The sequence below is a fragment of the Pseudomonas sp. TE3-3-F2023 genome, from assembly GCF_036784815.1.
GTDB classification, from domain to species: Bacteria; Pseudomonadota; Gammaproteobacteria; order Pseudomonadales; family Pseudomonadaceae; genus Aquipseudomonas; species Aquipseudomonas pudica.
In genome coordinates, this window is the sequence record NZ_CP145113.1 from 1,109,179 (window position 1) to 1,133,644 (window position 24,466).

Genomic DNA, 24,466 nt, shown 5'->3' on the forward strand with positions numbered 1-24,466 from the left:
GCGCCAGAAAAGTCTGCCGCAATTATGCGCTAGTTAAGGCAGCAGTTCCGCCTCTGCCAGTGGCAGGCCGAGCTTGTCCTTGTCCGACAGCACTGGTGGCTGCTGCAGCCCCCAGTCGATGGCCAGCGTCGGGTCATCCCAGCGGATGCAGCGGTCGGCGCCCGGGTTGTAGTAGTCGGTGGTCTTGTAGAGAAACTCGGCCGACTCGCTCATCACCGCAAAGCCATGGGCGAAGCCGGGCGGAATCCACAACTGGCGATGGTTGTCGGCCGACAGCTGCACCGCGACCCATTGGCCGAAGGTTGGCGAGCTTTTGCGCACGTCCACGGCAATATCACGGATTTCCCCCTGCACCACGCGCACCAGCTTGCCTTGGGTGTTTTCCACCTGGTAGTGCAGACCACGCAGCACACCCTTGATGGAGCTCGAGTGGTTGTCCTGGACGAACTCGACATTCACGCCGGTTTGCCGGGCGAACTCACGAGCGTTGAACGCCTCGAAGAAAAAACCACGGCTGTCAGCAAAAATCTTCGGCTCGATGATCAGTACTTCGGGGATCGCGGTAGGGATGATGTTCATGGCGGTTCGCTGGCCCGTTCTGCTCATGTATTGACCCTAGCCGGTCTGGCCGTTTTTTCCGCCTTGGGCTTCAACGGCGTTCACAAGGGCTGGCTATGGTAGAGGTCGTGCCGCTTTGATTCTCGACCAAGGTTGCGTATGTTTCGATTGTTATCGATTTATTGGCAGTATCCGGTCGTAGATTTCCCGATTATCGGGCTTCAAATATCGATATATATCGGTTATAAATTGACAAACGCCCCAGCACAGTCCGGCTCAGGGCCATCACAGAGGTCAATCATGAAAACCCTCAACTCCACTCCCCGTGCCGATGGTTTCCACATGCCCGCCGAGTGGGCCCCGCAAACCCAGGTGTGGATGGTCTGGCCGGAGCGCCCTGACAACTGGCGCCTGGGCGGCAAGCCGGCGCAGGCTGCCCATGTGACACTGGCCAAGGCCATTGCCCGCTTCGAGCCGGTAACCGTCGCGGTCTCCGCTGGCCAGTACGAAAATGCCCGTCGTCAGCTCGACCAGCCGAACATCCGCGTGGTCGAGATCAGCAACGACGACGCCTGGGTGCGCGACACCGGCCCGACCTTCGTCATCAACGACCAGGGTGAGGTGCGTGGCGTGGACTGGGGCTTCAATGCCTGGGGCGGCTTCGATGGCGGCCTGTACGCACCGTGGAACCGCGACGAGGAGCTGGCAGCCAAGGTCCTGGAAATGGAACGCTGCCAGCGCTACCAGACCGAAGGCTTCGTGCTCGAGGGCGGCTCGATCCACGTGGACGGTGAAGGTACCGTGATCACCACCGAGGAGTGCCTGCTCAACCGCAACCGCAATCCGCACCTGAACCGCGAGCAGATCGAAGCGGTGCTGCGCGACCATCTGGCGGTGGACACCGTGGTCTGGCTGCCGGATGGCCTGTACAACGACGAGACTGACGGCCACGTCGACAACTTCTGCTGTTACGTGCGCCCGGGCGAAGTGTTACTGGCCTGGACCGATGATTCCAACGACCCCAACTATGCACGTTGCCATGCCGCCATGGAGGTGCTGAAAAACACCCGCGATGCCAAGGGCCGTGAGTTCATCGTGCACAAGATGCCGATCCCGGGCCCGCTGTTCGCCACCGCCGAAGAGTGTGCCGGTGTCGATCAGGTGGCTGGCAGCCAGGAGCGTGACCCGTCGGTGCGCCTGGCCGGCTCGTACGTGAACTTCCTGATCGTCAACGGCGGCATCATCGCGCCAAGCTTCGACGACCCGGCAGATGCCGAGGCCAGAGCGATCCTGGCGAAGATCTTCCCCGACCACGAGGTTGTGATGATCCCCGGTCGCGAGCTGTTGTTGGGCGGTGGCAACATTCACTGCCTGACCCAGCAGCAGCCGGCGCCGGTCAAGCGTTGAGCGCACGGTGAATGAAGGGGCCCGTCGGATGACGGGCCTTTTTGTTTCCAAGGCTGTCCTCAGGCCTGTGCTGGCATACGTTTTGTATTGTTTTCAGTCAGATAGCTCGGCCATGCCGAACTCTCGGATCTGTAACAATCCTTACGTAAATTAGCCGCTCACGGGCCAGGGAGTACGTGTAGAAATGAACGCAGCAAGTGAGTCGGCTTTGCGCCCATCGGCAGTGAATCACCAATCGCTCAGGCTTGTGGCGAAGTGGTTGAAACACCATGGAAGCATCAGGGTCAGGACGACCGACCCACGACGTCTGCTTGCCGGACGATATCCCCAAGGGCTGATCAGCGAAGCAGAAATGCAGGCGCTGATGGCGGTGTGGCACTGATCGAATCGGTATTACCTGTACCGGCCTCTTCGCGGGCATGCCCGCTCCCACAGGTACTTCACAGGCTTCGAGGCATGTGGTGCCCCTGTGGGAGCGGGCGAGCCCGCGAAGAGGCCGGCACAGGCGCTAGAGATCAGAAGCTGTAGCTGCCAGTCACCACCAGGCTACGGGGGTCACCTACCTGGATCTGCGCCGCACTGGTCGCAGAGCTGTAGTAGGTCTTGTCGGCGATGTTGCTCAGCGCCGCTCGCACATCCCAGTCATGCGTGCGGTACCCAGCCAATGCATCCCAGCGGCCATACCCCGGTAGCACCGTGGTGTTCTGGTTGTCCGCATAACGCTCGCCCACCAGCGTCAGGCCGGTTTCGGCGTACCAGCCCAGTTCCGGTTTCCAGGTCACGAACAGGCTGCCGTTGCGCTTGGCCACATCATTGATGCGGTTGCCTTCCTGGCCGTTGTTGTCCTTGACGATGGTCGCGTCCTGCAGGCCGATGCCACCGCGCACGTACCAGTTGCCAACGATGTTGCCGGTGGCGGTCAGTTCGATACCACGCGAACGCTGCAAGCCGCTGAGCAAGATGTTTTCCGGGACAAGCGGGTCGCGGGTGCGGCGGTTGTACAGTTCCAGCTCGTAGATGGCCAGAGTGGTGGTCAGACGCTGGTCGAGCCAGTCGCTCTTCACGCCGATTTCCTTCTGGCGGGTTTCTTCCGGCTTGGCGTCGTTACCGTTGCCCTTTGCGGCCGGGGTGATACCGATCAGACCGCCGCCAACCGGCGAGAATGTCTTGCTCCACGAGACGTAGAACGAATGGTCGCGCCACGGTGTGTAGACCACACCCAGGCGTGGGCTGGTGCTGTTGCTGTCCTGTGTTTCGCGCACGCCATCCTTGTTGGTGGTCTGCACGTCGAACTGGTCGAAGCGTACGCCGGCAAGAACCTGCCACTGATCGTTCAGGCGGATCTGGTCTTGCAGATAAAGGCCGCGGCTATCGACCACGGTATGGTTGTCACTAAACAACGTCATTGGGCCATTGAGCTGGTGGTTGCGGCCGGGCTTGCCCAGGCCCTGCAGTTTCTGGTCGACCGCTTTGTACAGCACCGGGTCGCGCTTCTGGTTGCCGAATTCCAGGCCCAGCAATAGCTTGTGCTCCAGGCCCAGGGTGTCGAAGTCGCCCTCGGCTTCCAGGGTGTTGAACAGGTTGCGGGTGTTCAGGTCCTGTTGCCAGCGCTGGCGGGTCAAGGTGTCGGTGCTGGCGTCGTAGCCCGTGACGTAGGTGTTGTCGAACTCACTGTCGAGCTTGAACAGACCCAAGGTATGGCGCAACTGCCAGGTTTCGTTCAGCTGGTAGTTCAGGCGCGAGCGCAGCGACTGGGCGCGGTCGTCGATGTAGTCGCGCTGGGTGTCGCCATAGGTGGTGCTGCGGCTGACATCGGCCGGGCGGCCGTTGACCCCGGGAATGCCACGGTCCGGGGTGCGGTTGTAGCGGCTGTATTCGTATTGCACCAGCCAGTTCAGGTCGGGGGTGACCTGCCAGCTGATCGACGGGGCGAACAGTTGGCGGCTGCCGTCGATGCCGTCGCGGAAGCTGTTGTTGTCCTGGTTGCCCATGTTCAGGCGCAGGCTGACGGTATCGCTGGGGTCGGCACTGAGGTCGGCATACAGGCTGCGCAGGTCCTCGCTGCCGGCCTGCGCCTCGATGCTCGAACGGCGGCCGTGCTCCGGCGCCTTGCTCACCCGGTTGACGATACCGCCCTGGCTGCCACGGCCATAAAGCACCGCTGCCGGCCCCTTGAGCACTTCGACCCGCTCGATGTTATGCAGGTCGCGGATGTACTGGCTGTCGTCGCGAATGCCGTCCAGATAGAAGTCGTTGCTGGCTTCGAAGCCGCGGATGCGCACGCTGTCGAAGCGGGTGTCGGCACCGCTGCTGACGTTGGGGATGCCTTCCAGCGCCTTGCCCAGGGTGTTGCTGCCGTAATCCAGCACGTTGACGGTCTTTACCGTGTCGATGGCCTGCGGCACATAGCGTACTGGCGTCGAGGTGCGGGTCGCGGTGCTTACCTCCTTGACCCGCGGGTTGTCCTCTTCGCGCTCGCTGTCGGCGGTCACCGACAGTTCCGGCAGAGTGGTGGTGGCGGCACTGGCCAGGCCGGCGCCGCACAGCAGCGGCAGGCCAAGGGTAAGGGTTAAAAGACGGCAGGGTACAAGCATGGGCACATCCGGATCGAGCAGGTGAAAAAGAGATGCGGATGGTAATGCTTGTTATTTGCTCTTGCTTGGGTATTTGTAAAGGGTTGTCATTACATCTGTGTCAGTTTGTTTCGCTCTCTGCCGCGCCGCATTTCCCTGTAGGAGCAGCCTTGAGCTGCGAAAGCGTCCTCACAGGAAATTGTCCGTTCGATCAAAAGGCGATTTCCCACACAAGATAAATTGTCCGCTGATAGCGCAAACCCGCATGGAAATGCACCAGACACGCGGGCTATTTTGGTTATATCAACCTGCATTTCACGACTTTTTGACATTTGTAATCGCACACGGCTAGGATTCGGCCAACGCCTGCTGGCCATGATCTTGGCCATGCTGCTGCCAGAGGCCGCCGTGTGATTACCGGCAGGCCTTCCAGTCTGGATCCGCATAGCGTCGAACCTACGAAGGGGCGTTGGTTCCTGGCGTCATATTGCAAGCGTTTTTGATTAAGAAATAAGGAAAACAACATGTTGAAAACCAGGATCAGCCTGGTCGCCCTGGCGATGGTCGCCGCGACCCAGGCACAGGCCAATGATCAGGCCGACAGCAAAGGCTTCATCGAGGACAGCCACGCCAACGTCCTGCTGCGTAATGCCTATATCAATCGTGACAAGAAGCACGGCACCGACGACCAGATCGAATGGGGCCAGGGCGTCATCGCCAACTTCTCCTCCGGCTTCACCCAGGGCACCGTCGGTGTCGGCGTCGATGCATTCGGCCTGTATGCCGTGCGTCTGGACGGCGGCAAGGGCCACAACGGTGGCGCCGGTGTCGACTTCTTCAAGCCTTCGGACTTCAAGGACGAGAACGGCAACGCCAACTCGCCGCACAACCTGGCCCGTGGTGGCGCTGCTGTGAAGTTCCGCATCTCCAACACCGTGCTCAAGTACGGTGACCAGATGCCGGCACTGCCAGTGCTGCAGTACGACGACGCGCGTCTGCTGCCAGAAAGCTTCACCGGTACCCTGATCACCTCCAAAGAGATCCAGGGCCTGGAACTGAACGCCGGTCGCTTCACCCAGGAAGCGCGCAAGAGCGCCGAGCGCCGTGACGGTGGTGGCCTGAAGTCGATCAACGTCCTTGGTGGCAGCTACAAGTTCACCGACAACTTCACCGCTTCGCTGTACACCGCCGACAACGAAGACGTGATGAAGAAGCACTACCTGGGCCTGAACTACGTCTTCCCGATCGCCAGCGACCAGTCCCTGACCCTGGACTTCAACGGCTACAAGTCGGACATCGACGACAAGTTCGTGAAATCCGCTGGCCTGAACGGCGACTCCAACACCATCTGGAGCCTGGCAGCCACCTACGCGTACGGTGCGCACTCGTTCACCATCGCCCACCAGCGCAGCACCGGCAGCACCGGCTACAACTACGGCTGGTACCAGAACGAGGGTGGCGTGGGTGACGGTGGTTCGACCATCTACCTGGCCAACTCGTACTGGTCCGACTTCAACGCCGAAGACGAGCGTTCCTGGCAGCTGGGCTACGGCCTGGACTTCGGTGCCTACGGCATCCCGGGCCTGACCTACAAGCTGGCCTACGTGGTGGGTGACAACATCAACACCCGCAACGTCGCCAACCCGCAGGGCTTCGGTGAAGGTAAAGAGCGCGAGATCTTCAACCAGATCCGTTACGTGGTGCAGGACGGCCCGGCCAAGGACCTGTCGATCAAGCTGCGTAGCTCGTTCGTGCGTACCAACAACGCCGTGCAGCAGAACGGTTACAACGACGACGGCAACGAAGTCCGCGTATTCGTCGAGTACCCGATCAGCATCTTCTGATCCTGATCTGATGGCCTAGGGGCTGCTTTGCAGCCCATCGCGATACAAGGCCGCTTCCACATTGATCGGCATGCGCAGGACCATTGTGGGAGCGGCCTTGTGTCGCGAAAGGGCCGCAAAGCGGCCCCCGGCTTTCACGCCGGCTCCACTGCCCTGCGCCGCACCCCGGCAACCTTCACCTCTCCCTCCCCAGTCTCCGGCGCAAAGCTGTCACTGCGCGCCATCCGCCACATCCGCGCATAAAACTCGCTTTCAATCGAGCCACTGAGCAATTCGCCCGGCTTGAGGAATGTGTGCAGGTCCGAGAACAGACCGATTTCGCTGGGGCTGATACGCCGCGCCAGGTGTTTGGGCTTGAGTTCCGAAGGGTGTTCCAGGCCCGCGGCAGCCAACATTTCGGCCAGCGCATGCAGCGTGTTGCGGTGGAAGCTGGCCACCCGCTCGGCCTTGTCCGGCACCACCAGAGCGCGCTGGCGCAGCGGGTCTTGCGTGGCCACGCCGGTCGGGCATTTGTTGGTGTGGCAGCTCTGCGACTGGATGCAGCCGATGGCAAACATGAAACCGCGCGCGGAGTTGACCCAGTCCGCCCCGATGGCCAGCACGCTGGCGATGTCGAAGGCGCTGACGATCTTGCCTGCCGCGCCAATGCGGATGCTGGCGCGCAGGTTCAGGCCGACCAGGGTGTTGTGCACGAACATCAGGCCTTCGCGCATCGGCACGCCCATGTTGTCGCTGAACTCGCGGGGTGCCGCACCGGTGCCGCCTTCCTTGCCATCGACGACGATGAAGTCCGGCGTGATGCCAGTGGCCAGCATGGCCTTGGCAATGCCCATGAACTCCCAGGGGTGGCCCAGGCAGAATTTGAACCCCACCGGCTTGCCGCCCGACAGTTCGCGCAGGCTGGCCACGAACTGCAGCAACTCGACCGGGGTGCGGAAGGCACTGTGCGCCGCCGGCGAGATGCAATCCTCGCCCACGCGCACGCCACGGGTGGCGGCAATCTCGGGGCTGACCTTGTGCCCCGGCAGGATGCCGCCGTGGCCCGGCTTGGCGCCCTGGCTGAGCTTGATCTCTATCATCTTCACCTGTGGCGAGCGCGCCTGCTCGGCGAAGCGCTGCGGGTCGAAGCGGCCGTCCTCGGTGCGGCAGCCGAAGTAACCGCTGCCGATTTCCCAGATCAGGTCACCGCCATGTTCGCGGTGGTAAGGGCTGATGCTGCCTTCGCCGGTGTCATGGGCAAAACGGCCCATGCGTGCACCGCGGTTGAGGGCAGCGATGGCGTTGGCACTGAGGGCACCGAAGCTCATGGCCGAGATATTGAAGATCGACGCCGAGTAGGGCAGGCGGCATTGCGGCCCGCCGATGGCGATGCGAAACGATGCCGGGTCTGGCGTGGCCACTGGCAACATGGAATGGCTGATGAACTCGAAGCCGGGCTTGTAGGCATCGTTGAGGGTGCCGAAGGCCTTCTCGGCGCTTTCGTTCTTGGCCCGGGCGTAGACCAGCGAGCGCTGCGAGCGGGAGAACGGCAGCTTGTCGTCGTCGCCCTCGATCAGGTATTGGCGGATTTCCGGGCGGATGGTTTCGATCAGGTAGCGGATGTTGCCCAGGACCGGGTAGTTGCGGCGCACGGAGTGGTGGCTTTGCCGCAGGTCGTTCAGCCCGACAAGGCTGAGCAACGTGGTGATCAGTGTCAACGGCCACAGCCAGGCATGCTGGGGTAGCAGCGGCAGGCTGGCGAAGGTGAACAGCAAGCAGAGAGCGAGGCAGGCGTAGCGGCTGGGTAGAGAGTGTTTCATGGGTCCATCGCAGGCAGGATGACCGGGCATAGGATAGGCAAAGGCGGGGAGGGGAAAACCTGGGTAATCGGTAAAAGACTGTTACCTGATTGTGGTTGTGTTGCCTGTGCTGGCCTCATCGCCGACGAGCCAGGTCCCACCTCGACCGCAACGATTTCAAGCCATGCGCAGTACCTGTGGGAGATTCTATGGTTGTGGGCAATGCTTTTTGCCCCCTTTGCTCATGTATTCGCCTTGAGTCTTCATCAAGGCGAATGCAATTCTGGCCAGCTTTCGGGACAGGATGACAAGGGCCTGAGTGGTTGCCTTACCTGTATTCCGATAATGTTCATACACCTCTTTCCACGCAGCTGTCTTGCTAGCCGCCATGGCTGCATTGTGCAGTAGCCGGCGCACTTCTGAGCAGCCTCGCTTGGTTAAGCATCGGCGTCCGGATTTCTGGCCTGATTCGGCAACTTTCAGATCCATGCCTAGAAAAGCGATGAATGAATCGCTGCGCTTGAAGTCGCCGCGGATGAAGGCGGTGACTAAAGCGACGGCAGTCAGAAAACCAATGCCTTCAACTGCCTGGCAGCGGGCAACCTGCTCGCTCAGCCCCGCTTCTCTAACCAGCGTCTTCAAACGCTTTTGAATCAGCAGATCAAGCGACTCAAAGTGTTTGGCGAAGCTATTGAAGGCGTCCTTGAGGGACGCTTCGTTACCCCAACTCTGGGTCAGACTGGTGCGCGCTGACACCAGCGCTGCTCGGCGTCGGAGAAGGCTCTGAAGCTTGCTGTAGACGGCTGGAGGGGGTGACCAAGGACGAAGCAAACTGCCCTCACGATCCAGGAAACGGGCTAGCAGGCAGGCATCAGATGCATCAGTTTTGGCACGCCCGCCAATCCCTTTTCGGTAGTTGCTGAGTTGGTACCCATCAACGACATAGACTGCAAAACCCTTTTCGTAAGCCATCTCCACCAGGTCCAGGTGATAAACGTTGGTGGCTTCAACACAGATAGCCGTATTGGCTGGCTGAAGTGCCAGCCACTTGCGGATCTCAGGCTTTGTATTTTTCAACGAGTGTTGTTGAGCGGTTTCCTCGCAATAGCTGACCAGTTCGACCTTGGCGACATCGACGCCAATGATGAACTTCTCTACTCGCATTGCCATCGCCTGAACTCCCACGGTATGGTTTTTGGGCTCGGAGGGGTTTCACCAAGAGGCGCTGGCTTGCTTCTATCGTCGCTTGCAAACGATGCATTCTTTATCGGCGCTTTGGTGAAGGGGTGGGGCGAGTTCTCCCACGGTCTGTACTGCTGTGAACAGTCAGATTCGGCTTTTTCGTCCCACCACCCCTTCGAGTATCACCATACAAGCTGGCTTGCCGGCGATGAGGCCAGCACAGGCGGTAAGGTTCCTGCCCCGCAAAAGTGTTAGCGAGGCAACAAAACGCTGACCCGCAACCCACCCCCCTCGCGGTTCGCCAACAGCAACTCGCCCCCATGGCTGGCAGCAATCCGCTGGGCAATGCTCAACCCCAGCCCATACCCCCCGGACGCCTGGTTGCGCGACCCTTCACCGCGCACGAACGGGTCGATGATGGTCGCCAGCAGGCCCGGTGCAATCCCCGGTCCGCGGTCGTCGATATGGATGAACACCCCCGTAGTAGCGCGCTCCAGCGTGACCGAAACCTCCTTGGCATAACGCAACGCATTGACCAGCAGGTTCTGCAGGCAACGCTGCAGCAGCAGGGCATCGACCCGCAGGCTGCCCGCCTGGCCATGCACCGGCAGCGGCTCTTCAGCAGTGGCCAGCTCCGCGCACTGGCGCACCACCAGCCGGTCCAGGTCCACCTGCTGCAAGTTCTGTTGCTCCCCCGCGCGCAAGTAATCGAGCACCTGGCCGATCATGTTGTCCATCTGCGCAATGTTCTGCCGCAGGCGTTTCCGGTTTTCGTCGTCCGGCAGGCGCTCCAGGCGCAGGCGCATGCGCGTCAGAGGGGTGCGCAGGTCGTGGGACACCGCCGCCAGGAAGTGGGCCTTGTCGTTGACCATCGCGATCAGCCGCTGCTGCATGGCGTTGAAGGCCTGGGCCGCCTGGCGCACTTCCTCCGGGCCATCCAGCGCCAAAGGCGGCTGCTCGAGGTTGCTACCAAGACCGCGCGCGGCATCGGCCAGGCGCCGCAACGGGCGCAGGCACAGGCGCACGGCGATCAGGCACACCAGCAATACCGCGACGATGCGCAGCGCGTACACCCGCAACAGGTAATCGCTGATAAGCACCCAGGCCGACTCGCCGCTCCAGCCTTGCAGTTCCTGGCCCTCGATAGTCAGCCAGTGCCCATCGGCCAACGGCACCGCGAACTGCAGATGCCCCTGGGCCGTGCGCAGGCCGAACAGGCTGCGCCAGACGATCGGCTGGCCGTGTTCATCGGTCAGCTGCACCTTAATCAGGCGCACGTCCTGGGCATGCCCCAACTCGTACTCGAGGGCCTGATGCAGCAACAGTTCGATACGCCTGCGCCCACGGCGCTCGTCCTGCACCGGCGTGGGCAGGGTTTCGCTGCAACGCAGCTGGTAATGCGCTGGCGCCTGCAGTGCACCGGCACGGCAGTCGGCCTGGGCGATCAACGGCGCGCTGCGTGCGGCAATCAGCCGGACAGGGGCCTCGAGTACTTGGGCAAAACGCACATCGAACCAGATGCTGCTCGACATCAACTGGATCAGCACGGTGCCGCTGACCATTATCAGCAGCAACTGGCCGAACAACGTGCGTGGCCACAGCCGGCGCAGCCAGCGCATGTCAGGCATCGGCCCCGTTGGCGGCGATGCTCAGCAGATAGCCTTCGTTGCGGATGGTGAGAATTTGCGCGGTACCCGCCGGCGCATGGCGCAGGTGCTGGCGCAGGCGGCTGACGCACATGTCCACCGAACGGTCGTCTGGCAGGTGGTCGCGGCCGAACGCACTGCGCGTCAGCTGGTCGCGGGATACTACGCGGTTGTTGGCTTCCAGCAGCTCGCGCAATACGCGGTAGTCGGAGCGGGGCAGGGTCAGGGTCTCGCCATCGGGGCGGGTGAGCAGGCGCTTCACATGTTCCAGGCGGAAGCCGGCGAACAGCTGGGCATCTTCTACGGGCTCTTCGGCGGGCGCATCCAGGCGTTGCGGACGACGCAGCACGGCCTTTATCCGGGCGATCAGCTCGCGTGGCTCGAAGGGCTTGGCCAGGTAGTCATCGGCACCCACCTCCAGGCCGATGATGCGGTCCAGCGTGCTGCCCTTGGCCGACAGCATGATCACCGCCAGCCCCGGCGTGGCTTGCAGCTGGCGGCACAGGCTCAGGCCGTCTTCGCCTGGCAGCATCAGGTCCAGCACTACCAGCTCCACCTTGTGTCGGGCCAGTTGCTCGCGCATCTGCTCGCCGTCAGCCGCTGCCAGCACGTTATAGCCTGCATCTGTCAGGTAATCACAAAGAAGTTCGCGAATCTCGTCGTCATCGTCGACAACAAGCAAAGTTGTGCTCATGCAGGGAAACACCTGTTAGGTGAGGGCCGGGGGCGCTCGTTACGTTCGATTACATCCCCGTACAAGCCGGGGCTGGAGCCCGGAGGGCCTATCCCTAGAATCCTAACAAAAAATCATCTGCAAATACGAAGCCTTCCCAAATGAACTCCGAGAGCAACCCGAACGCCTTCCCCTCCATCAGCCGAGGCGGCACGCGCCTCAAACCGCTGGCACTGTTCATTGCCATGGCCGTCAGCGGTGGCGCGATGGCTGCCGACAGCAAGCCCCTGGAACTGGAAGCCACGCAAATCGAAGACAGTGCCCTGCTGTCCGCCGACGAAGCCGGCCAGCTGGGTTACACCGTCGAAAGCACCCGCAGCTCCACCGGCCTGGCCCTGACGCCGCGCCAGACGCCGCAGTCAGTCACCACCATTACCCGCCAGCAGATGGATGACCGCGACATCCACACCATCGAGCAAGCGCTGGAAACCACCCCAGGCGTGACCGCGAGCAAGTCCGAAGTGGGCGGGCGTACCGACTACCGTGCCCGTGGTTACTCGATCAGCAACTGGAAGGTCGATGGCCTGCAGTTCCAGGGCGGCTCCGACTTCAGTGGCGGCGGCAATGCACTGAACATGGACCTGTACGAGCGCATCGACATCGTGCGCGGCGCCAACGGCCTGCTGGGCGGTACCGGCGACCCGTCGGCCACCGTCAACCTGATCCGCAAGGCACCGACCAAAACGTTCGGCGGTAGCGCATATGCCACCTACGGCAGTTGGGACAAGCGCCGCCTGGGCGCCGACCTCAACCTGCCGCTGTCCGAAGACGGCCGCCTGCGTTCGCGCTTCGTGATGACCCAGCAGGACGCCAACTCATACCGCGACAACCAGTCCGAGCGCTCTCGCGCCGCGCTGGCCAACTTCGAGTTCGACCTGGACGATGCCACCACCCTCGGTGCCGGCTACCAGTACGAGTACAACAAGATTGTTGGCGGTGGCTGGGGTGCGAACATCCCGATCTGGTACCGCGATGGCAGCAAGACCGACCTGCCGCGCAGCACCAACGTGGTACCCAGCTGGAGCTTTGGCGAGTACACCACCCGCACCGCGTTCGGCTCGCTGGAGCACCGCTTCGACAATGACTGGACGCTGGACCTGAAAGCCGCCCAGAGCACCGCCGAAACCCTAAACCACCGCGGCCTGGCCAAGGTCAACTCGGCGGGCCGTGGCAGTTACGGCGGCTACTGGGACCAGGATGGCAGCGGCGCCGTGCTCAACGGCCTGCACAGCTCCACCGACACCACCCAGCAGTCGGCGCAGATCGACCTGTCCGGCCCGTTCCAGCTGTTCGGCCGTACCCACCAGGCGATGGTTGGCTACAACGACAGCCGCACCGTGGCCTGGTCGCCGGAATACACCTGCACCATGGTTGGCGACGGCATGGCCAGTGCGCCTGCGCTGGGTTGCCAGTTCCGCGCCAACAACGGCTTCCCGTTGACCGACTGGCGCAATGGCGTGGATGACGACTACAACATCATCGCCTCGCGCACCGGCCGCCACAGCAAGACCACCACCCGCCTGCAGGGCATGTACGCTGCAACCCGCCTGAGCATCACCGACCCGCTGTCGGTCATCCTCGGCGTGCGCACCAGCAACTACTCGGCCACCACCCGCAGCGTGGCTGGCGCACGTACCAGCCAGGAAGAGAACGGCATCGTCACTCCGTACCTTGGCGCGGTGTACGACCTCAACGACAACTACTCGCTGTATGCCAGCTACACCGACATCTTCACCCCGCAAACCGCTGAAACCAGCAGCGGCAGCAAGGTCGAGCCGATTCGCGGGCAAAGCTACGAGACGGGTATCAAGGGTGAGTGGTTCGATGGCCGCCTGAACGCCTCGGCGGCCTACTTCCGCACCAAGCAGGAAAACAAGGCAGTGCTCGACGGCGACCTCACCACCCCGACCGGTGGCGATGCCTACAAGGCCGGTTCCGGCCAGGAAACCGATGGTATCGACCTGGAAGTCGCCGGCGCCCTGACCCCCAGCTGGAACGTGTACGCCGGCTACACCTACCTGCACTTCCGCCGCGTCGACAGCGACGGCCGCAGCGACCCATCGCACCTGTTCAAGGCCTCGACCACCTATCGCCTTTCCGGCCCGCTCGACCGCCTGACCCTGGGCGCCGGGGTTACTGCGCAGAGCAACATCCGCGCAATCTCCAGCCCGGCAGGCCAGCCGAGCAATGGTGTGAGCACCGGTGCCACTGACGTGAACTGGTCCGGTTATGCCATCTGGAATGCCATGGCCAAGTACCAGCTGACCGACGACACCAGCGTCAGCCTCAACGCCAACAACCTGTTCGACAAGCACTACTACACCCGCTACGGGTTCTATGCCGGGGCGATTTATGGTGACCCACGCAATCTGTCGCTGACGGTCAGCACGGCGTTCTGATCAAACGCACCTGGGGCTGCTGCGCAGCCCATCGCCGGCAAGCCGGGCTCCCACAGGTACTTTGGGAGCGACTACCTTGCTCAATTTCTCACAGGTGGCGCGATCCCTGTGGGAGCGGGCGCGCCCGCGAACACGGGCGAAGCCCGTGGCATCCACCGCAGCACCTGATTCGCTGGGGCTGCACCAGGCTCAAGGCATGCACTGTACCTGTCGGAGCCCGGCTTGCCGGCGATGGCCCGCAAAGCCGCCCATTTCACCCGGGCCCAGTCCCTTGCTCGCGATCAATCGGCTTCGCCAGCCGGTCCTCGAAACTATCCCAGTCCTCACCAAACAGTTCCACCGGGTGCATGGTCCGACTCGCCCCATTGCCACAGGCTAATGACTTGGCCGGGCAGTACAGGTCGCAGCCCCAGCAGATGCGCTCCGGGTGGCTGGGGTTTGTGGGGAATTTCTTGGGCATGGTTTCCTTCCCTCAAGGGCTGACTGATCTCAGGCTATGCTGCGTGCCGGCGTCAGGCTTGATTGAGATCAATCTTGGGGGAAGGGATCATGCAGAGCGTGCTGGAAACAAAAAAGGCCCACCTTTCGGTGAGCCTTTTTTGATACTGCGTATGGTGCCGGCACCAGGAATCGAACCCGGGACCTACTGATTACAAGTCAGTTGCTCTACCATCTGAGCTATACCGGCAATGGGGCGTCATTATAACGATCGGTTGGCGCCTGTAAACCACTTCGTTGCGAATGTTCGCAAATGACCTAAGTCACCGACCTGAAAGAAGAATTTTCCTACCAGCCGCGATGGATGGTGGTGACGCTCGGCTCGGTTTTGCCCGGGTTGAAGAACAACTTGTCGTTGTCGCAGCCGCGCTTGCGGCAGGGGCTTTCGGTGCGCAGGGGCAGGCCGTTGTCGCCGCCCAGCTGCATGCCAGGGTGGTTCCAGCCCAGGCTGCTGGTGGGGTGGGGAGCGGTGCCGCTGGCGCAGCCGGTCAGGGCCAGGGTGAGGGTCAGCAGGGCGAGGGGCTTGGTCTGGGTCACAATGGTCGGGTCCGTTAGTCCATGTCGGTTCTGGCGCAACGCCAGAAGGTCGCGGGGCTGGCGGGCAGCGCGCGACGTCACTTTTTAATGATTTGGGGGGCGGATGATACACCGTTGCGGCGGTCGGGCATTAGCTTTGTGTTGCTTGTGATGGCCTATTCGCGGGCTTGCCCGCTCCCACAGGATCTCCACAAGCCTTGAAACTGTGTAGTACCTGTGGGAGCGGGCGCGCCCGCGAAAGGGCCATCAGCTGTACGAAGATTCTGAACTTTAGGGCTAACAACTTCAGGGTTTGGTGGCTTCGGAACTATCCTACGCGCGCCGCCGAAGTATCGCTGTTGTCGGGGAAATGGCTCACGGATACCGTTTTCGGGTCGCTCTGGCGACCGGGTGTGAGAACCCGATTTTGAACGTATCGGCTGCGTAATGGCGACCGTGCGCGGGCAGACCTTGGTCTGGCCGAGCTTCCTATGTTCACTCGGTTTCTCACCTCGTGCACGGTTGCCGCCTTTGTTCCGTGAGAAAGAATGAACACGGCAACTCCTTTGAACTAGGGAGTTTGAAAATTGAAAACGATCGATACTGATCCCCGCAGCCCCAAGCCGATCACCACCGCAGGCGTGGAAACCTTCCTCGCAGCCGGTAACCCATCCCTCAATCTTCTACGCGTCGAGCCTGGCGTCCCCGTCGATGCTGCCTATGAGCATGTCTCGATTCTGATGGGCTACATCAAGCACCTGGTGCGCGAGGGGGATATGGAGGATGACCATAAATTCCTGGGTGCCGCCGATTATCTGTGCGACATGGCCAAGGCGCTGATGAACGATATCGAGATTGCCAAGAACAAGGCGCATTGAACCCTTATGCGGTCAGTGTGGGAGCGGCCTTGTGTCGCGATGGGCCGCAGGGCGGCCCCCGTTTTTGGCGTATTTGCAGATATTGCTGGGGCTGCGTTGCAGCCCTTTCGCGACACAAGGCCGCTCCTACAAGGCACCGCGCAAATCAGGCCATTCTGAGTAAGGCTTTAGACGCAGTCGTCAACCACAAGAAATGTTTATGCACAAGTGGCATCGGCGTCTTGCGCGAAAGGCATGCCGGATCAGTACACCGCCTGTCTTTGCGCAAACGCCTGTTTTTACTGGCCTTGACGGGCAAGCCGGAATAAGCCAAGCGGTTGAAATAGCGCTTGGATCCAACAGGTAATCACAAGCTTGTTCACAGAGTTATCCACAGGTTGTGCTGCGGCTAACGGTCGCGTTCGGCGAGGATGAGCAGGTTGCGCGGGGTAAGTGGGTAGTCGCAGAACAGGCCAAGGCGCACGTTGTAGCCTTGTTCTTCGAGGAACAGGGCGCGATCGAGTACCAGCCACAGCTCCAGCGGCCGGCGGAACAGGTTGCGCACGCGCTCCAGGTTGCGGACCTCGGCCAGGCGTTGCCAGCCTGCGGCTTCCAGGGCTGCCCAGTGCGGGTTGCCAGTCAGCTGCAATTGCTTGAGTTCGGCCAGGTCGCGGCAGTACTGCTCGAAGGGCTTCTCCAGCCAGGCCACGGGTAGCGATGGTGTCGGCAGGTACTCATCGGTCTGGCGCTGCTGGCGTTGCAGCAGGTCGAAGCCCAGGCGCCGGGCCATCGAGGTGTCGCGCTGGCGTCGTACGCGGGCGCCGGCGGTAACGGTTTCGCTCAAGGGCAGGCCCAGGTCGTCCAGTGACAGCCGCAGGCTGGAGGCTTGCGCGGCTGTGGATAACGCCTGGTACTGCTGCGTCGCGATGCGGTTGTAGCAGCAGGGGGCTACGGCCAGTTGCCGGCAACCTTGCTGGCTGGCCAGTTGCATCAGGCGCACATGCAGGTCGCCACAGGCGTGCAGAGCAACCACGCTTTTGTCGCCAGCAAGGTGGCGGGCACTGTCGTTGGCCATCACGTCCTGGTGCACATGCTGCGCCGGCAAGTGGTGGTGCGCGCTCAGGGCCTGGCCGGCGGCGACCAGTTCGGCATCGTATTCCAGGCAGGTCAGGTGTTGGCCGGGTTGCAGCAGGCGGCGGCCCAGGTGGCCTTTGCCGGAGCACCAGTCCAGCCAGTGACGGGGCTGTTCGCGGAAGGCTAGGTGGCTGGCGAAGGCTTCGATCTGCTGCCATTTGCGGCCGGGGACGGCGACGTCTAGGCGGTGCGCGGCGGTGGGTAGATCGGTCGCCGGCAGGTTGCCGAGGGCCGAAAGCTGTTGGGCTTGCTGGGCCAGTTGCGGGAACGGGGCGGGCAATGGGGCAGCGGTGGTGTCGGTTTCGGCGTCTGCCAGGGAGCATTGGCGCAGGTGGGCGGCAAGCTCGGGGTGGGCGGTTTCCCAGGCCAGGTGCAGGGTGGTGAAGGGGCGGGGTTTCCACAGCTGCTGGTGCTCGATCAGGAACTGGTCGAGGGCCTGGAAGCGGGTGCTTAGGTGGGGGCTGTGGAGTTGGTTGGGCATGGCAAGGATGTGTGGTGGGTTCGAGGGCCTCTTCGCGGGCACGCCCGCTCCCACAGGTATAGCGCCACATTCAAGGTTGGCGCTACACCTGTGGGAGCGGGCGTGCCCGCGAAGCAGTCAGTGAGGTCTCAGCGGCCCTGGCAGGCATCCACGCGCAACCAACGCTCCAGCAGCTTGAAGCCCTGCACCAGCACGAACGAGATCACCAGGTAGAACACCCCGGCGGCAAAGAAGATCTCTACTGGCAGGTAGGTGCGGGCAATGATGGTACGGGCCATGCCGGTCAATTCCAGCAGGGTCACGGTACTGGCCAGGGCACTGGCCTTGAGCATCAGGATCACTTCGTTGCTGTACGCCGGCAGGCCGATGCGCGCGGCGCGTGGCAGCATGATGTAGAACAGCGTCTTGCCCCGCGACATGCCCAGCGCCCGCGCCGCCTCGATCTCACCCTTGGGGATCGACTGCAGCGCGCCGCGCAGGATCTCGGCGATGTAGGCAGCAGTGTGCAGGGTCATGGTCAGCACGGTGCACCAGAACGGGTCGCGCAGGTACGGCCACAGCGAACTCGAACGCACCGCGTCGAACTGCGCCAGGCCGTAGTAGACCAGGAACAGCTGCACCAGCAGCGGCGTGCCACGGAAGAAGAAGATGTAGCTGAACGGCACCGCGCGCACATACCAGTGGCGCGAGGAACGGGCGATGCCCAGCGGAATGGCCAGGATCAACCCGGCAACCACTGCGATGGCCACCAGCTCCAGGGTCAGGGTCGCACCCTGGGCCAGGCGTGGCAGCCATTTGATGATGACTTCCCAATTCATTATTCGGCCCTCGCAAAGCCGCGAGCGGCGCGTTTTTCCATGAAGTGCATTCCGGTCATCGCGATGATAGTCAGGCTCAGGTAGATGCAGGCCGCGACCATGTAGAAGGTGAACGGCTCTTTGGTCACGGTCACGCCGATTTGTGCGTGGCGCATGATTTCTTCCAGGCCGATTACCGATACCAGCGCGGTGTCCTTCATCAGGATCATGAACAGGTTGCCAAGGCCGGGCAGGGCGATGCGCCACATCTGAGGCAGGATGATCCGCGACAGGATGCGGCCTTTGGACAGGCCAAGCGCCAGGCCGGCTTCACGGTGGCCCTTGGGGATCGCCAGGATGGCGCCACGGAACACTTCGGTGGCGTAGGCGCCGAAGCACAGGCCCAGGGCGATCACACCCGCAGCGAAGGCGCTGAGCTCCAGGCCCGGCATGTTCAGGGCTTCACCGAGGGCGTTCATCAAGCCGACGGTGCCGAAATAGATAAGCAGTACCCACAGCAGTTCGGGTACGCCGCGAACCAGGGTCGAATAGAAGCCACCAAGCCATTGCAGCGGCTTGATCGAGGAAGTCTTGGCCAGGGCGCCGAGCAGGCCCAGGACCAGGCCCAGCAGCAAGGCGCAAAGCGCCAGTTTTACGGTCATCAGGGTGCCGGCCATCATGGCCGGACCGAATCCGTGCAGGTCGATATTCATGGGCAGGTCATTCTAGGGACTGGCGCGCCGCAAGGGCGCGCCGGTCGGGGCGGATCATTCGATGCTGAACGGGAAGTACTTGTCGTTGATCTTCTTGTACGTGCCGTCGGCCTTGATTTCTGCCAGGGCCTTGTTCAGGTCGTCGCGCAGCTTGGTGTCACCCTTGCGCACGGCAATGCCGATCTTGTCGCTGTCCATCACCGGCTCGCCCTTGAACTCGAAGTTCGAGCCGTCTTTGCTCTTGAGCCACTCGTACTGCACGTACTTGTCGGCCAGGATGCCGTCGATGCGGCCGGAGACCAGGTCGAGGTAGGCGTTTTCCTGGGTGTCGTACAGCTTGATCTCTACGTCGTCACCGTAGTTGTCTTCCAGCCAGGTGCCAGCCAGGGTGGCGCGCTGGGTACCGATCACCTTGCCCTTGAGCGAGGCCTTGTCGGTTTTGAAGTCGACGTTTTTCGGCGCGATGAACTGCAGCTTGTTGGAGTAGTACGGATCGGTGAAGTCCACGGCCTGCTTGCGCTCGTCGGTGATCGACAGCGACGAAACCAGGAAGTCGAACTTCTTGGCGTTCAGGGCCGGGATGATGCCGTCCCAGTCGGAGGTGACGACCGAGCACTCGACTTTCATCTTGGCGCACAGGGCGTCACCGATGTCTTTGTCGAAGCCGACCACGTTACCGCTGGCATCCTTGTTGTTGAACGGTGGGTAGGCGGCTTCGATACCCATGCGCAGTTTTTCTGCGGCCAGGGCGTTGGCCGACATCACCAGCGTGGCAGCAGCTGCCAGGAGGAATTTCTTGTAAGTGTGCATGTATTGCTCCGTTAGCGGTGGCTGGACATGAATTGCTTGCAACGCGCCGAGGTCGGGTTTTCGAAGACCTGCTGCGGCGATCCCTGCTCTTCGACCAGGCCCTGGTGCAGGAAGACGACTTCACTGGACACATGGCGGGCAAAGCTCATCTCGTGCGTCACCAGCAGCATGGTACGGCCTTCTTCGGCCAATGCGCGGATAACGTTTAGCACTTCCTGGACCATTTCTGGGTCGAGCGCCGAAGTTGGCTCGTCGAACAGGATGACCTTGGGCTTCATGGCCAGGGTACGGGCAATGGCGGCTCGCTGTTGCTGGCCACCGGAAAGCTGGGCGGGGTAGCTGTGGCGCTTGTCATAGATGCCCACCTTGTTCAGCAGGGCTTCGGCGGCTTCGATGGCCTCGGCCTTGCTCTGGCCGAGCACGCGGCGTGGCGCCTCGATGATGTTGTCGAGGATCGACATGTGCGGCCACAGGTTGAAGTTCTGGAAGACGAAGCCGATCTCGCTGCGCAGGCGGTTGATCTGGCGGTTGTCCGCGGCGACCAGGTCGCCGTTCTTGGCGGCCTTGAGCTTGAGGGCTTCACCGGCGACCAGGATTTCGCCCTGGTGCGGGTTTTCGAGCAGGTTGATGCAGCGCAGCAGGGTGGACTTGCCGGAGCCGGACGACCCCAGGATGGAGATCACGTCACCGTCGCGCGCGGTCAGCGAAATGCCCTTGAGAATTTCCTGCTCGCCGTAGCGTTTGTGCAGATTGCGGATTTCCAGCGCGGGCGTGGCCTGAGCCATGTGCGGTCCTCATGTGTACGGGTGCGTTCCCAGCTGTTGGCGGCCTTCCTGGCGTGCGCCACGCTAGCATAGCGGCATTATCACGGCCAACAGGGTCGCTGGGGACTCGGGGCGCTGGTGGGGCAGTTTGTCGCATCGTTGCAGCGCAACGTCGCGCGGATGTCCGCGAAGGCATCGCCCAGCACCAGAGCCTTGATGAAAAAAGGCGCGATGGTGCCAGCTTTGGCCCGCTCATGGAAGCGGTTTTAGACCTTTCGCGGGCATGCCCGCTCCCACAGGTTCTTTAAAATGCCCAAATGGTTGCGCCTGACCTGTGTGAGTGAGTATGCCCGCGAACGGGGGCGGTCAGGTGCCGAGGTTGTACCTGCAGGTTGCACTTTTTGGCATTGCAGTGGTGCACGGGTGTTACCGGGGAGCACCTTTGGTGCGTTTGTAAGTGAGTATTTCAGTAATCCGATGATTTGGCGGCCTTTCGGTCAGGCATTGGCCGAAAGCCCTCCAAACCGCATACCAAAAGGCTCGCAGACTTTTCTGACGAATGCATTCAGCACATGGCGCGCTTATTGCCAGTAGGAAACCGCCGATTGCAGCGACGCCCAGGTCAACCCCAGGCGCGCTCCGTAACCGCAGTCGGAGTGGTCCACTCCTTACAAAGGTAGTTTTAATGAGCGGTAACAATTCCAATGACCTCGCTCAGGGGCTCAAACAACGGCATGTGACCATGCTGTCCATCGCTGGCGTCATCGGTGCCGGCCTGTTCGTTGGCTCCGGCCACGCCATCGCTGCTGCCGGCCCGGCCGTGCTGCTGGCTTACGCTGCCGCCGGTACGCTGGTCGTGCTGGTGATGCGCATGTTGGGCGAAATGGCGGTCGCCTCGCCTGACACAGGTTCGTTCTCGACATATGCCGACCGCGCCATCGGGCGTTGGGCCGGTTTCACCATTGGCTGGCTGTACTGGTGGTTCTGGGTACTGGTAATTCCGCTGGAGGCCAACGCCGCCGCGGCCATCCTGCATGCCTGGTTCCCTGCGGTCGACCTGTGGGCGTTCTCCCTGGTCATCACCCTGGCGCTGACCCTGACCAACCTGTGCAGCGTGAAGAACTACGGCGAGTTCGAGTTCTGGTTCGCCCTGCTCAAGGTGCTGGCGATCATCGGCTTCATCGCTGTGGGTTGTGCTGCCTTGTTCGGCTTCGTGCCGAGCAGCCAGGTAAGCGGTGCCAGCCACCTGTTCGACACCCAGGGCTTCATGCCTAACGGCCTGGGCGCGGTGCTGGCAGCCATGCTGACCACCATGTTCTCGTTCATGGGTACCGAAATCGTTACCATCGCCGCTGCCGAGTCGAAGGACCCGGGCAAGCAGATCAGCCGCGCCACCAACTCGGTGATCTGGCGTATCTGCCTGTTCTACCTGGTGTCGATCTTCCTGGTCGTGGCACTGGTGCCGTGGAACGACCCGGCCCTGGCCGAGACCGGTTCCTACCAGACCGTGCTGAGCCGCATCGGCGTGCCGAATGCCAAACTGATCGTCGACATCGTCGTGCTGATCGCCGTGACCAGCTGCCTGAACTCGGCACTGTACACCTCGTCGCGCATGCTGTTCTCGCTGAGCAAGCGTGGTGACGCCCCGGCCATTGCCCAGCGCACCACCAAGTCGGCTACCCCGCATGTGGCGGTTATGCTGTCCACTGCTGCTGCGTTTCTCTGTGTGTTCGCCAACTTCGTGGCCCCGGCCCAGGTATTCGAGTTCCTGCTGGCCAGCTCTGGTGCCATTGCGCTGCTGGTGTACCTGGTGATCGCCGTGTCGCAGTTGCGCATGCGTGCCCAGCGTGAAGCCCGCGGCGAGAAGATCACCTTCAAGATGTGGCTGTTCCCGGGCCTGACCTGGGCGACCATTGCCTTCATCATCGCCATTCTGGTGGTAATGGCGCTGCGTGAGGACCATCGCGCCGAAATCATCGCGACCGCACTGCTGAGCATTGGTGTGGTGGCGGCTGGCTTGCTGGTGCACCGCAAGCGTGAAGCTGCCGGGCGGGTGGCGCTGGATAACTGATCTGCGCTGGCTGGAATGAAAAGGCCGCGTCCTGTGAAGGGCGCGGCCTTTTTTGTGGACTGTACCGGCCTGTTCGCGGGTAAACCCGCTCCCACAGGTACACCACATATCTTAATTTCTGTGATATCCCTGTGGGAGCGGGTTTACCCGCGAATGGGCCGGGGCAGGTCACATGGCCCTGTCAACCAAACTGCTTCTGCTGCTGTTGCTGCTTGGCAACCAGTTCAGAAGCCGCCACATAAGCTGCCTGGAACTCATCGCTCTCCAGCCAGGCCATGGTGGCCTCTTCGTCGGCCCCGTCCAGCCATTTGCGGTAGGCATTGAACACCAGCACGATGTAGTCGGTGGCGTGTTCTTCCTTGTGCCCCTTGAGCACCAGGGCCAGCAGCGGGTCTACCAGAAACACCGAAATCATCGGCACCAGGCCGCCTTCCTGGGCTTCCTTCATTTTCTTGAACAGTGGGTCGTAGCTGCCCGATTCCATGGCCTTGTTATACACCTGCTCGATGCTGGCGCTGTCGCCGGCGCTGGCCTTGACTGCCTGGCCGCTGCGTACCATGCGGTTCTGCTTGGCCTTGCTGGCGGCGCGCTTGGCGCGTTTCTGTTGCTTGGTGGGGGTGGCCATGGGGTGAATCCTTGGTGGGGCGGAAATTGCGCGTATTGAAGCGCAGCAGGCACGCCGATTCAACTGGCCTGCGGCTCTGCCTCATCTTCCTCGAAACCTCGCGATGCGCGCCCGACCAGCAGCGCATCCGGTGCATGCGCCACGCTGTGGTCCTTGCCCGGGTAATCCAGCGAATGCAGGAAGTGCCGGATGCAGTTGATCCGCGCACGCTTCTTGTCATCGGACTTGATCACGGTCCATGGCGCATCGGCAGTATCGGTATGGAAGAACATCGCCTCCTTGGCAGCGGTGTAGTCGTCCCACTTGTCCAGCGATTTGATATCGATGGGTGACAGCTTCCAGTGCTTCAGTGGGTCGTCCCGGCGCGAGATGAAGCGGCGCAGCTGCTCTTCGCGGTTCACCGAGAACCAGTACTTGAACAGCAGGATGCCGCTGTTGCACAACATCCGCTCCAGCTCCGGGGCCTGGCGCATGAATTCCAGGTATTGCAGCGGCGAGCAGAAATCCATCACCTTTTCGACCCCGGCGCGGTTGTACCAGGAGCGGTCGAAGAACACCATTTCGCCCGCTGTGGGCAGGTGCTGGATGTAGCGCTGGAAGTACCACTGGCCTTTTTCCTGCTCGGAAGGCTTTTCCAGGGCAACGATGCGCGCACCGCGAGGGTTGAGGTGCTCCATGAAGCGCTTGATGGTGCCGCCCTTGCCTGCGGCATCGCGCCCTTCGAACAGGATCACCACGCGCTGGCCAGTTGCCTTAACCCAGCTCTGTACCTTCAGCAACTCGATCTGCAGTGCGTGCTTGGCCTTTTCGTAGTCCTGGCGACGCATGCGGGTGCGGTAGGGGTAGCTGGCCGGCAGGCGGGCCGAGGTGCTGTCTTCGTTGCTGCCCTTGGGGGCGGTGGCGACTTCCAGTGCTGCAGGTTGCTGGCTGATGCTGGTGATCGTCGGCTCCGGCTTGCGCTGGCGTGGGCGGCGCATGCGGGCTGTGGTGATGGCGGGCTCGCTGGGAGCGGGGAGCAGGAGGGGGGATTCTTCGCTCATGGAGGTCCTTGCGGGTCGGGTCGGATGTCCATGCTCCATG

At 62.0% G+C, this 24,466-nt stretch carries 21 protein-coding genes and 1 tRNA gene; 6 read left to right on the forward strand and 16 right to left on the reverse strand.

Annotated features, from left to right (window positions below):
- Nucleotides 1-33 precede the first annotated feature (33 nt).
- Nucleotides 34-579, reverse strand: coding sequence for a dTDP-4-dehydrorhamnose 3,5-epimerase (rfbC, locus tag V3314_RS04980; protein WP_046614515.1), 546 nt, complete (start codon nucleotides 577-579; stop codon nucleotides 34-36).
- 279 nt (nucleotides 580-858) lie between these two features.
- Between rfbC and aguA the strand changes: the two genes are divergently transcribed.
- Both aguA and V3314_RS04990 read left to right on the forward strand, forming a co-directional pair.
- Nucleotides 859-1,965, forward strand: a complete 1,107-nt coding sequence (gene aguA, locus V3314_RS04985) for an agmatine deiminase (protein ID WP_046614514.1) — start codon at nucleotides 859-861, stop codon at nucleotides 1,963-1,965.
- 184 nt (nucleotides 1,966-2,149) lie between these two features.
- A complete protein-coding gene (locus tag V3314_RS04990) occupies nucleotides 2,150-2,347 on the forward strand; it encodes a hypothetical protein (RefSeq protein WP_080563721.1) in 198 nt (65 codons plus the stop codon).
- 133 nt (nucleotides 2,348-2,480) lie between these two features.
- On the opposite strand, the gene V3314_RS04995 is transcribed toward V3314_RS04990, so the two are convergent.
- Complete coding sequence (locus V3314_RS04995) at nucleotides 2,481-4,559, reverse strand: TonB-dependent siderophore receptor (RefSeq protein WP_338459979.1); 2,079 nt, start codon at nucleotides 4,557-4,559, stop codon at nucleotides 2,481-2,483.
- Between the two features lie 503 nt (nucleotides 4,560-5,062).
- Here V3314_RS04995 and V3314_RS05000 point away from each other — a divergent pair.
- Nucleotides 5,063-6,382 carry an OprD family porin gene (locus V3314_RS05000; protein ID WP_046614512.1) on the forward strand — a complete coding sequence of 440 codons (1,320 nt, stop codon included), beginning with the start codon at nucleotides 5,063-5,065 and terminating at the stop codon, nucleotides 6,380-6,382.
- A 134-nt stretch (nucleotides 6,383-6,516) separates the two neighbouring features.
- On the opposite strand, the gene V3314_RS05005 is transcribed toward V3314_RS05000, so the two are convergent.
- The 4 genes from V3314_RS05005 to V3314_RS05020 form a co-directional block, all read right to left on the reverse strand.
- The gene (locus V3314_RS05005) at nucleotides 6,517-8,181 is read right to left on the reverse strand and encodes an FMN-binding glutamate synthase family protein (protein WP_338459980.1); all 1,665 of its coding nucleotides are present in this window, start codon (nucleotides 8,179-8,181) and stop codon (nucleotides 6,517-6,519) included.
- 186 nt (nucleotides 8,182-8,367) lie between these two features.
- Nucleotides 8,368-9,330, reverse strand: coding sequence for an IS110 family transposase (locus V3314_RS05010; protein ID WP_025337484.1), 963 nt, complete (start codon nucleotides 9,328-9,330; stop codon nucleotides 8,368-8,370).
- 263 nt (nucleotides 9,331-9,593) lie between these two features.
- Entirely contained in the window at nucleotides 9,594-10,961 is a 1,368-nt protein-coding gene (locus tag V3314_RS05015) for an ATP-binding protein (RefSeq protein WP_338459981.1), read from the reverse strand.
- Between the two features lies 1 nt (nucleotide 10,962).
- Entirely contained in the window at nucleotides 10,963-11,682 is a 720-nt protein-coding gene (locus V3314_RS05020; protein ID WP_046614510.1) for a response regulator, read from the reverse strand.
- Between the two features lie 140 nt (nucleotides 11,683-11,822).
- Between V3314_RS05020 and V3314_RS05025 the strand changes: the two genes are divergently transcribed.
- Complete coding sequence (locus tag V3314_RS05025; protein WP_338459982.1) at nucleotides 11,823-14,120, forward strand: TonB-dependent siderophore receptor; 2,298 nt, start codon at nucleotides 11,823-11,825, stop codon at nucleotides 14,118-14,120.
- A 253-nt stretch (nucleotides 14,121-14,373) separates the two neighbouring features.
- Here V3314_RS05025 and V3314_RS05030 read toward each other — a convergent pair whose 3' ends face one another.
- The 3 genes from V3314_RS05030 to V3314_RS05040 form a co-directional block, all read right to left on the reverse strand.
- Complete coding sequence (locus V3314_RS05030) at nucleotides 14,374-14,580, reverse strand: DUF3079 domain-containing protein (RefSeq protein WP_338459983.1); 207 nt, start codon at nucleotides 14,578-14,580, stop codon at nucleotides 14,374-14,376.
- Between the two features lie 152 nt (nucleotides 14,581-14,732).
- Nucleotides 14,733-14,808: transfer RNA gene (locus tag V3314_RS05035), tRNA-Thr, on the reverse strand.
- Nucleotides 14,809-14,906: 98 nt separating this feature from the next.
- Nucleotides 14,907-15,155 carry a hypothetical protein gene (locus V3314_RS05040; protein ID WP_046614507.1) on the reverse strand — a complete coding sequence of 83 codons (249 nt, stop codon included), beginning with the start codon at nucleotides 15,153-15,155 and terminating at the stop codon, nucleotides 14,907-14,909.
- A 566-nt stretch (nucleotides 15,156-15,721) separates the two neighbouring features.
- Here V3314_RS05040 and V3314_RS05045 point away from each other — a divergent pair.
- Nucleotides 15,722-16,012: a DUF3077 domain-containing protein gene (locus V3314_RS05045; RefSeq protein WP_003257466.1), complete on the forward strand. Its 291-nt coding sequence runs from the start codon at nucleotides 15,722-15,724 to the stop codon at nucleotides 16,010-16,012.
- Nucleotides 16,013-16,400: 388 nt separating this feature from the next.
- Here V3314_RS05045 and V3314_RS05050 read toward each other — a convergent pair whose 3' ends face one another.
- From V3314_RS05050 to V3314_RS05070, 5 genes are all read right to left on the reverse strand, one after another.
- Nucleotides 16,401-17,606 carry a methyltransferase gene (locus V3314_RS05050; RefSeq protein ID WP_046614506.1) on the reverse strand — a complete coding sequence of 402 codons (1,206 nt, stop codon included), beginning with the start codon at nucleotides 17,604-17,606 and terminating at the stop codon, nucleotides 16,401-16,403.
- Between the two features lie 128 nt (nucleotides 17,607-17,734).
- Entirely contained in the window at nucleotides 17,735-18,424 is a 690-nt protein-coding gene (locus V3314_RS05055) for an ABC transporter permease (RefSeq protein ID WP_015268628.1), read from the reverse strand.
- Nucleotides 18,424-19,116, reverse strand: a complete 693-nt coding sequence (locus V3314_RS05060) for an ABC transporter permease (protein ID WP_025337363.1) — start codon at nucleotides 19,114-19,116, stop codon at nucleotides 18,424-18,426. The genes V3314_RS05055 and V3314_RS05060 overlap by 1 nt, the downstream gene beginning before the upstream one ends.
- Before the next feature lie 54 nt (nucleotides 19,117-19,170).
- Complete coding sequence (locus V3314_RS05065) at nucleotides 19,171-19,926, reverse strand: ABC transporter substrate-binding protein (protein WP_046614504.1); 756 nt, start codon at nucleotides 19,924-19,926, stop codon at nucleotides 19,171-19,173.
- An 11-nt stretch (nucleotides 19,927-19,937) separates the two neighbouring features.
- Nucleotides 19,938-20,711, reverse strand: a complete 774-nt coding sequence (locus V3314_RS05070; protein ID WP_003257472.1) for an ABC transporter ATP-binding protein — start codon at nucleotides 20,709-20,711, stop codon at nucleotides 19,938-19,940.
- Nucleotides 20,712-21,375: 664 nt separating this feature from the next.
- Between V3314_RS05070 and gabP the strand changes: the two genes are divergently transcribed.
- Nucleotides 21,376-22,761: a GABA permease gene (gene gabP, locus V3314_RS05075; RefSeq protein ID WP_046614503.1), complete on the forward strand. Its 1,386-nt coding sequence runs from the start codon at nucleotides 21,376-21,378 to the stop codon at nucleotides 22,759-22,761.
- Nucleotides 22,762-22,942: 181 nt separating this feature from the next.
- Here the strand turns inward: gabP and V3314_RS05080 are convergent, their stop codons facing one another.
- Nucleotides 22,943-23,386: a hypothetical protein gene (locus V3314_RS05080; protein WP_013970488.1), complete on the reverse strand. Its 444-nt coding sequence runs from the start codon at nucleotides 23,384-23,386 to the stop codon at nucleotides 22,943-22,945.
- Nucleotides 23,387-23,445: 59 nt separating this feature from the next.
- Nucleotides 23,446-24,426 (reverse strand): polyphosphate kinase 2, encoded by a 981-nt coding sequence (gene ppk2 / locus V3314_RS05085; RefSeq protein WP_046614502.1) that lies wholly within the window; start codon nucleotides 24,424-24,426, stop codon nucleotides 23,446-23,448.
- Nucleotides 24,427-24,466 lie beyond the last annotated feature (40 nt).

Excerpts from the sequence above, each read along its gene's own strand:
- V3314_RS05050 (WP_046614506.1), bottom strand. The coding sequence starts at position 17,606 with ATGCCCAACCAACTCCACAGCCCCCACCTAAGCACCCGCTTCCAGGCC.
- rfbC (WP_046614515.1), bottom strand. The coding sequence starts at position 579 with ATGAACATCATCCCTACCGCGATCCCCGAAGTACTGATCATCGAGCCG.
- V3314_RS05080 (WP_013970488.1), bottom strand. The coding sequence starts at position 23,386 with ATGGCCACCCCCACCAAGCAACAGAAACGCGCCAAGCGCGCCGCCAGC.
- V3314_RS05000 (WP_046614512.1), top strand. The coding sequence starts at position 5,063 with ATGTTGAAAACCAGGATCAGCCTGGTCGCCCTGGCGATGGTCGCCGCG.
- ppk2 (WP_046614502.1), bottom strand. The coding sequence starts at position 24,426 with ATGAGCGAAGAATCCCCCCTCCTGCTCCCCGCTCCCAGCGAGCCCGCC.
- V3314_RS05005 (WP_338459980.1), bottom strand. The coding sequence starts at position 8,181 with ATGAAACACTCTCTACCCAGCCGCTACGCCTGCCTCGCTCTCTGCTTG.
- aguA (WP_046614514.1), top strand. The coding sequence starts at position 859 with ATGAAAACCCTCAACTCCACTCCCCGTGCCGATGGTTTCCACATGCCC.
- V3314_RS05025 (WP_338459982.1), top strand. The coding sequence starts at position 11,823 with ATGAACTCCGAGAGCAACCCGAACGCCTTCCCCTCCATCAGCCGAGGC.
- V3314_RS05030 (WP_338459983.1), bottom strand. The coding sequence starts at position 14,580 with ATGCCCAAGAAATTCCCCACAAACCCCAGCCACCCGGAGCGCATCTGC.
- V3314_RS04995 (WP_338459979.1), bottom strand. The coding sequence starts at position 4,559 with ATGCTTGTACCCTGCCGTCTTTTAACCCTTACCCTTGGCCTGCCGCTG.
- gabP (WP_046614503.1), top strand. The coding sequence starts at position 21,376 with ATGAGCGGTAACAATTCCAATGACCTCGCTCAGGGGCTCAAACAACGG.
- V3314_RS05020 (WP_046614510.1), bottom strand. The coding sequence starts at position 11,682 with ATGAGCACAACTTTGCTTGTTGTCGACGATGACGACGAGATTCGCGAA.
- V3314_RS05015 (WP_338459981.1), bottom strand. The coding sequence starts at position 10,961 with ATGCGCTGGCTGCGCCGGCTGTGGCCACGCACGTTGTTCGGCCAGTTG.
- V3314_RS05070 (WP_003257472.1), bottom strand. The coding sequence starts at position 20,711 with ATGGCTCAGGCCACGCCCGCGCTGGAAATCCGCAATCTGCACAAACGC.
- V3314_RS04990 (WP_080563721.1), top strand. The coding sequence starts at position 2,150 with ATGAACGCAGCAAGTGAGTCGGCTTTGCGCCCATCGGCAGTGAATCAC.
- V3314_RS05010 (WP_025337484.1), bottom strand. The coding sequence starts at position 9,330 with ATGGCAATGCGAGTAGAGAAGTTCATCATTGGCGTCGATGTCGCCAAG.
- V3314_RS05055 (WP_015268628.1), bottom strand. The coding sequence starts at position 18,424 with ATGAATTGGGAAGTCATCATCAAATGGCTGCCACGCCTGGCCCAGGGT.
- V3314_RS05060 (WP_025337363.1), bottom strand. The coding sequence starts at position 19,116 with ATGAATATCGACCTGCACGGATTCGGTCCGGCCATGATGGCCGGCACC.
- V3314_RS05065 (WP_046614504.1), bottom strand. The coding sequence starts at position 19,926 with ATGCACACTTACAAGAAATTCCTCCTGGCAGCTGCTGCCACGCTGGTG.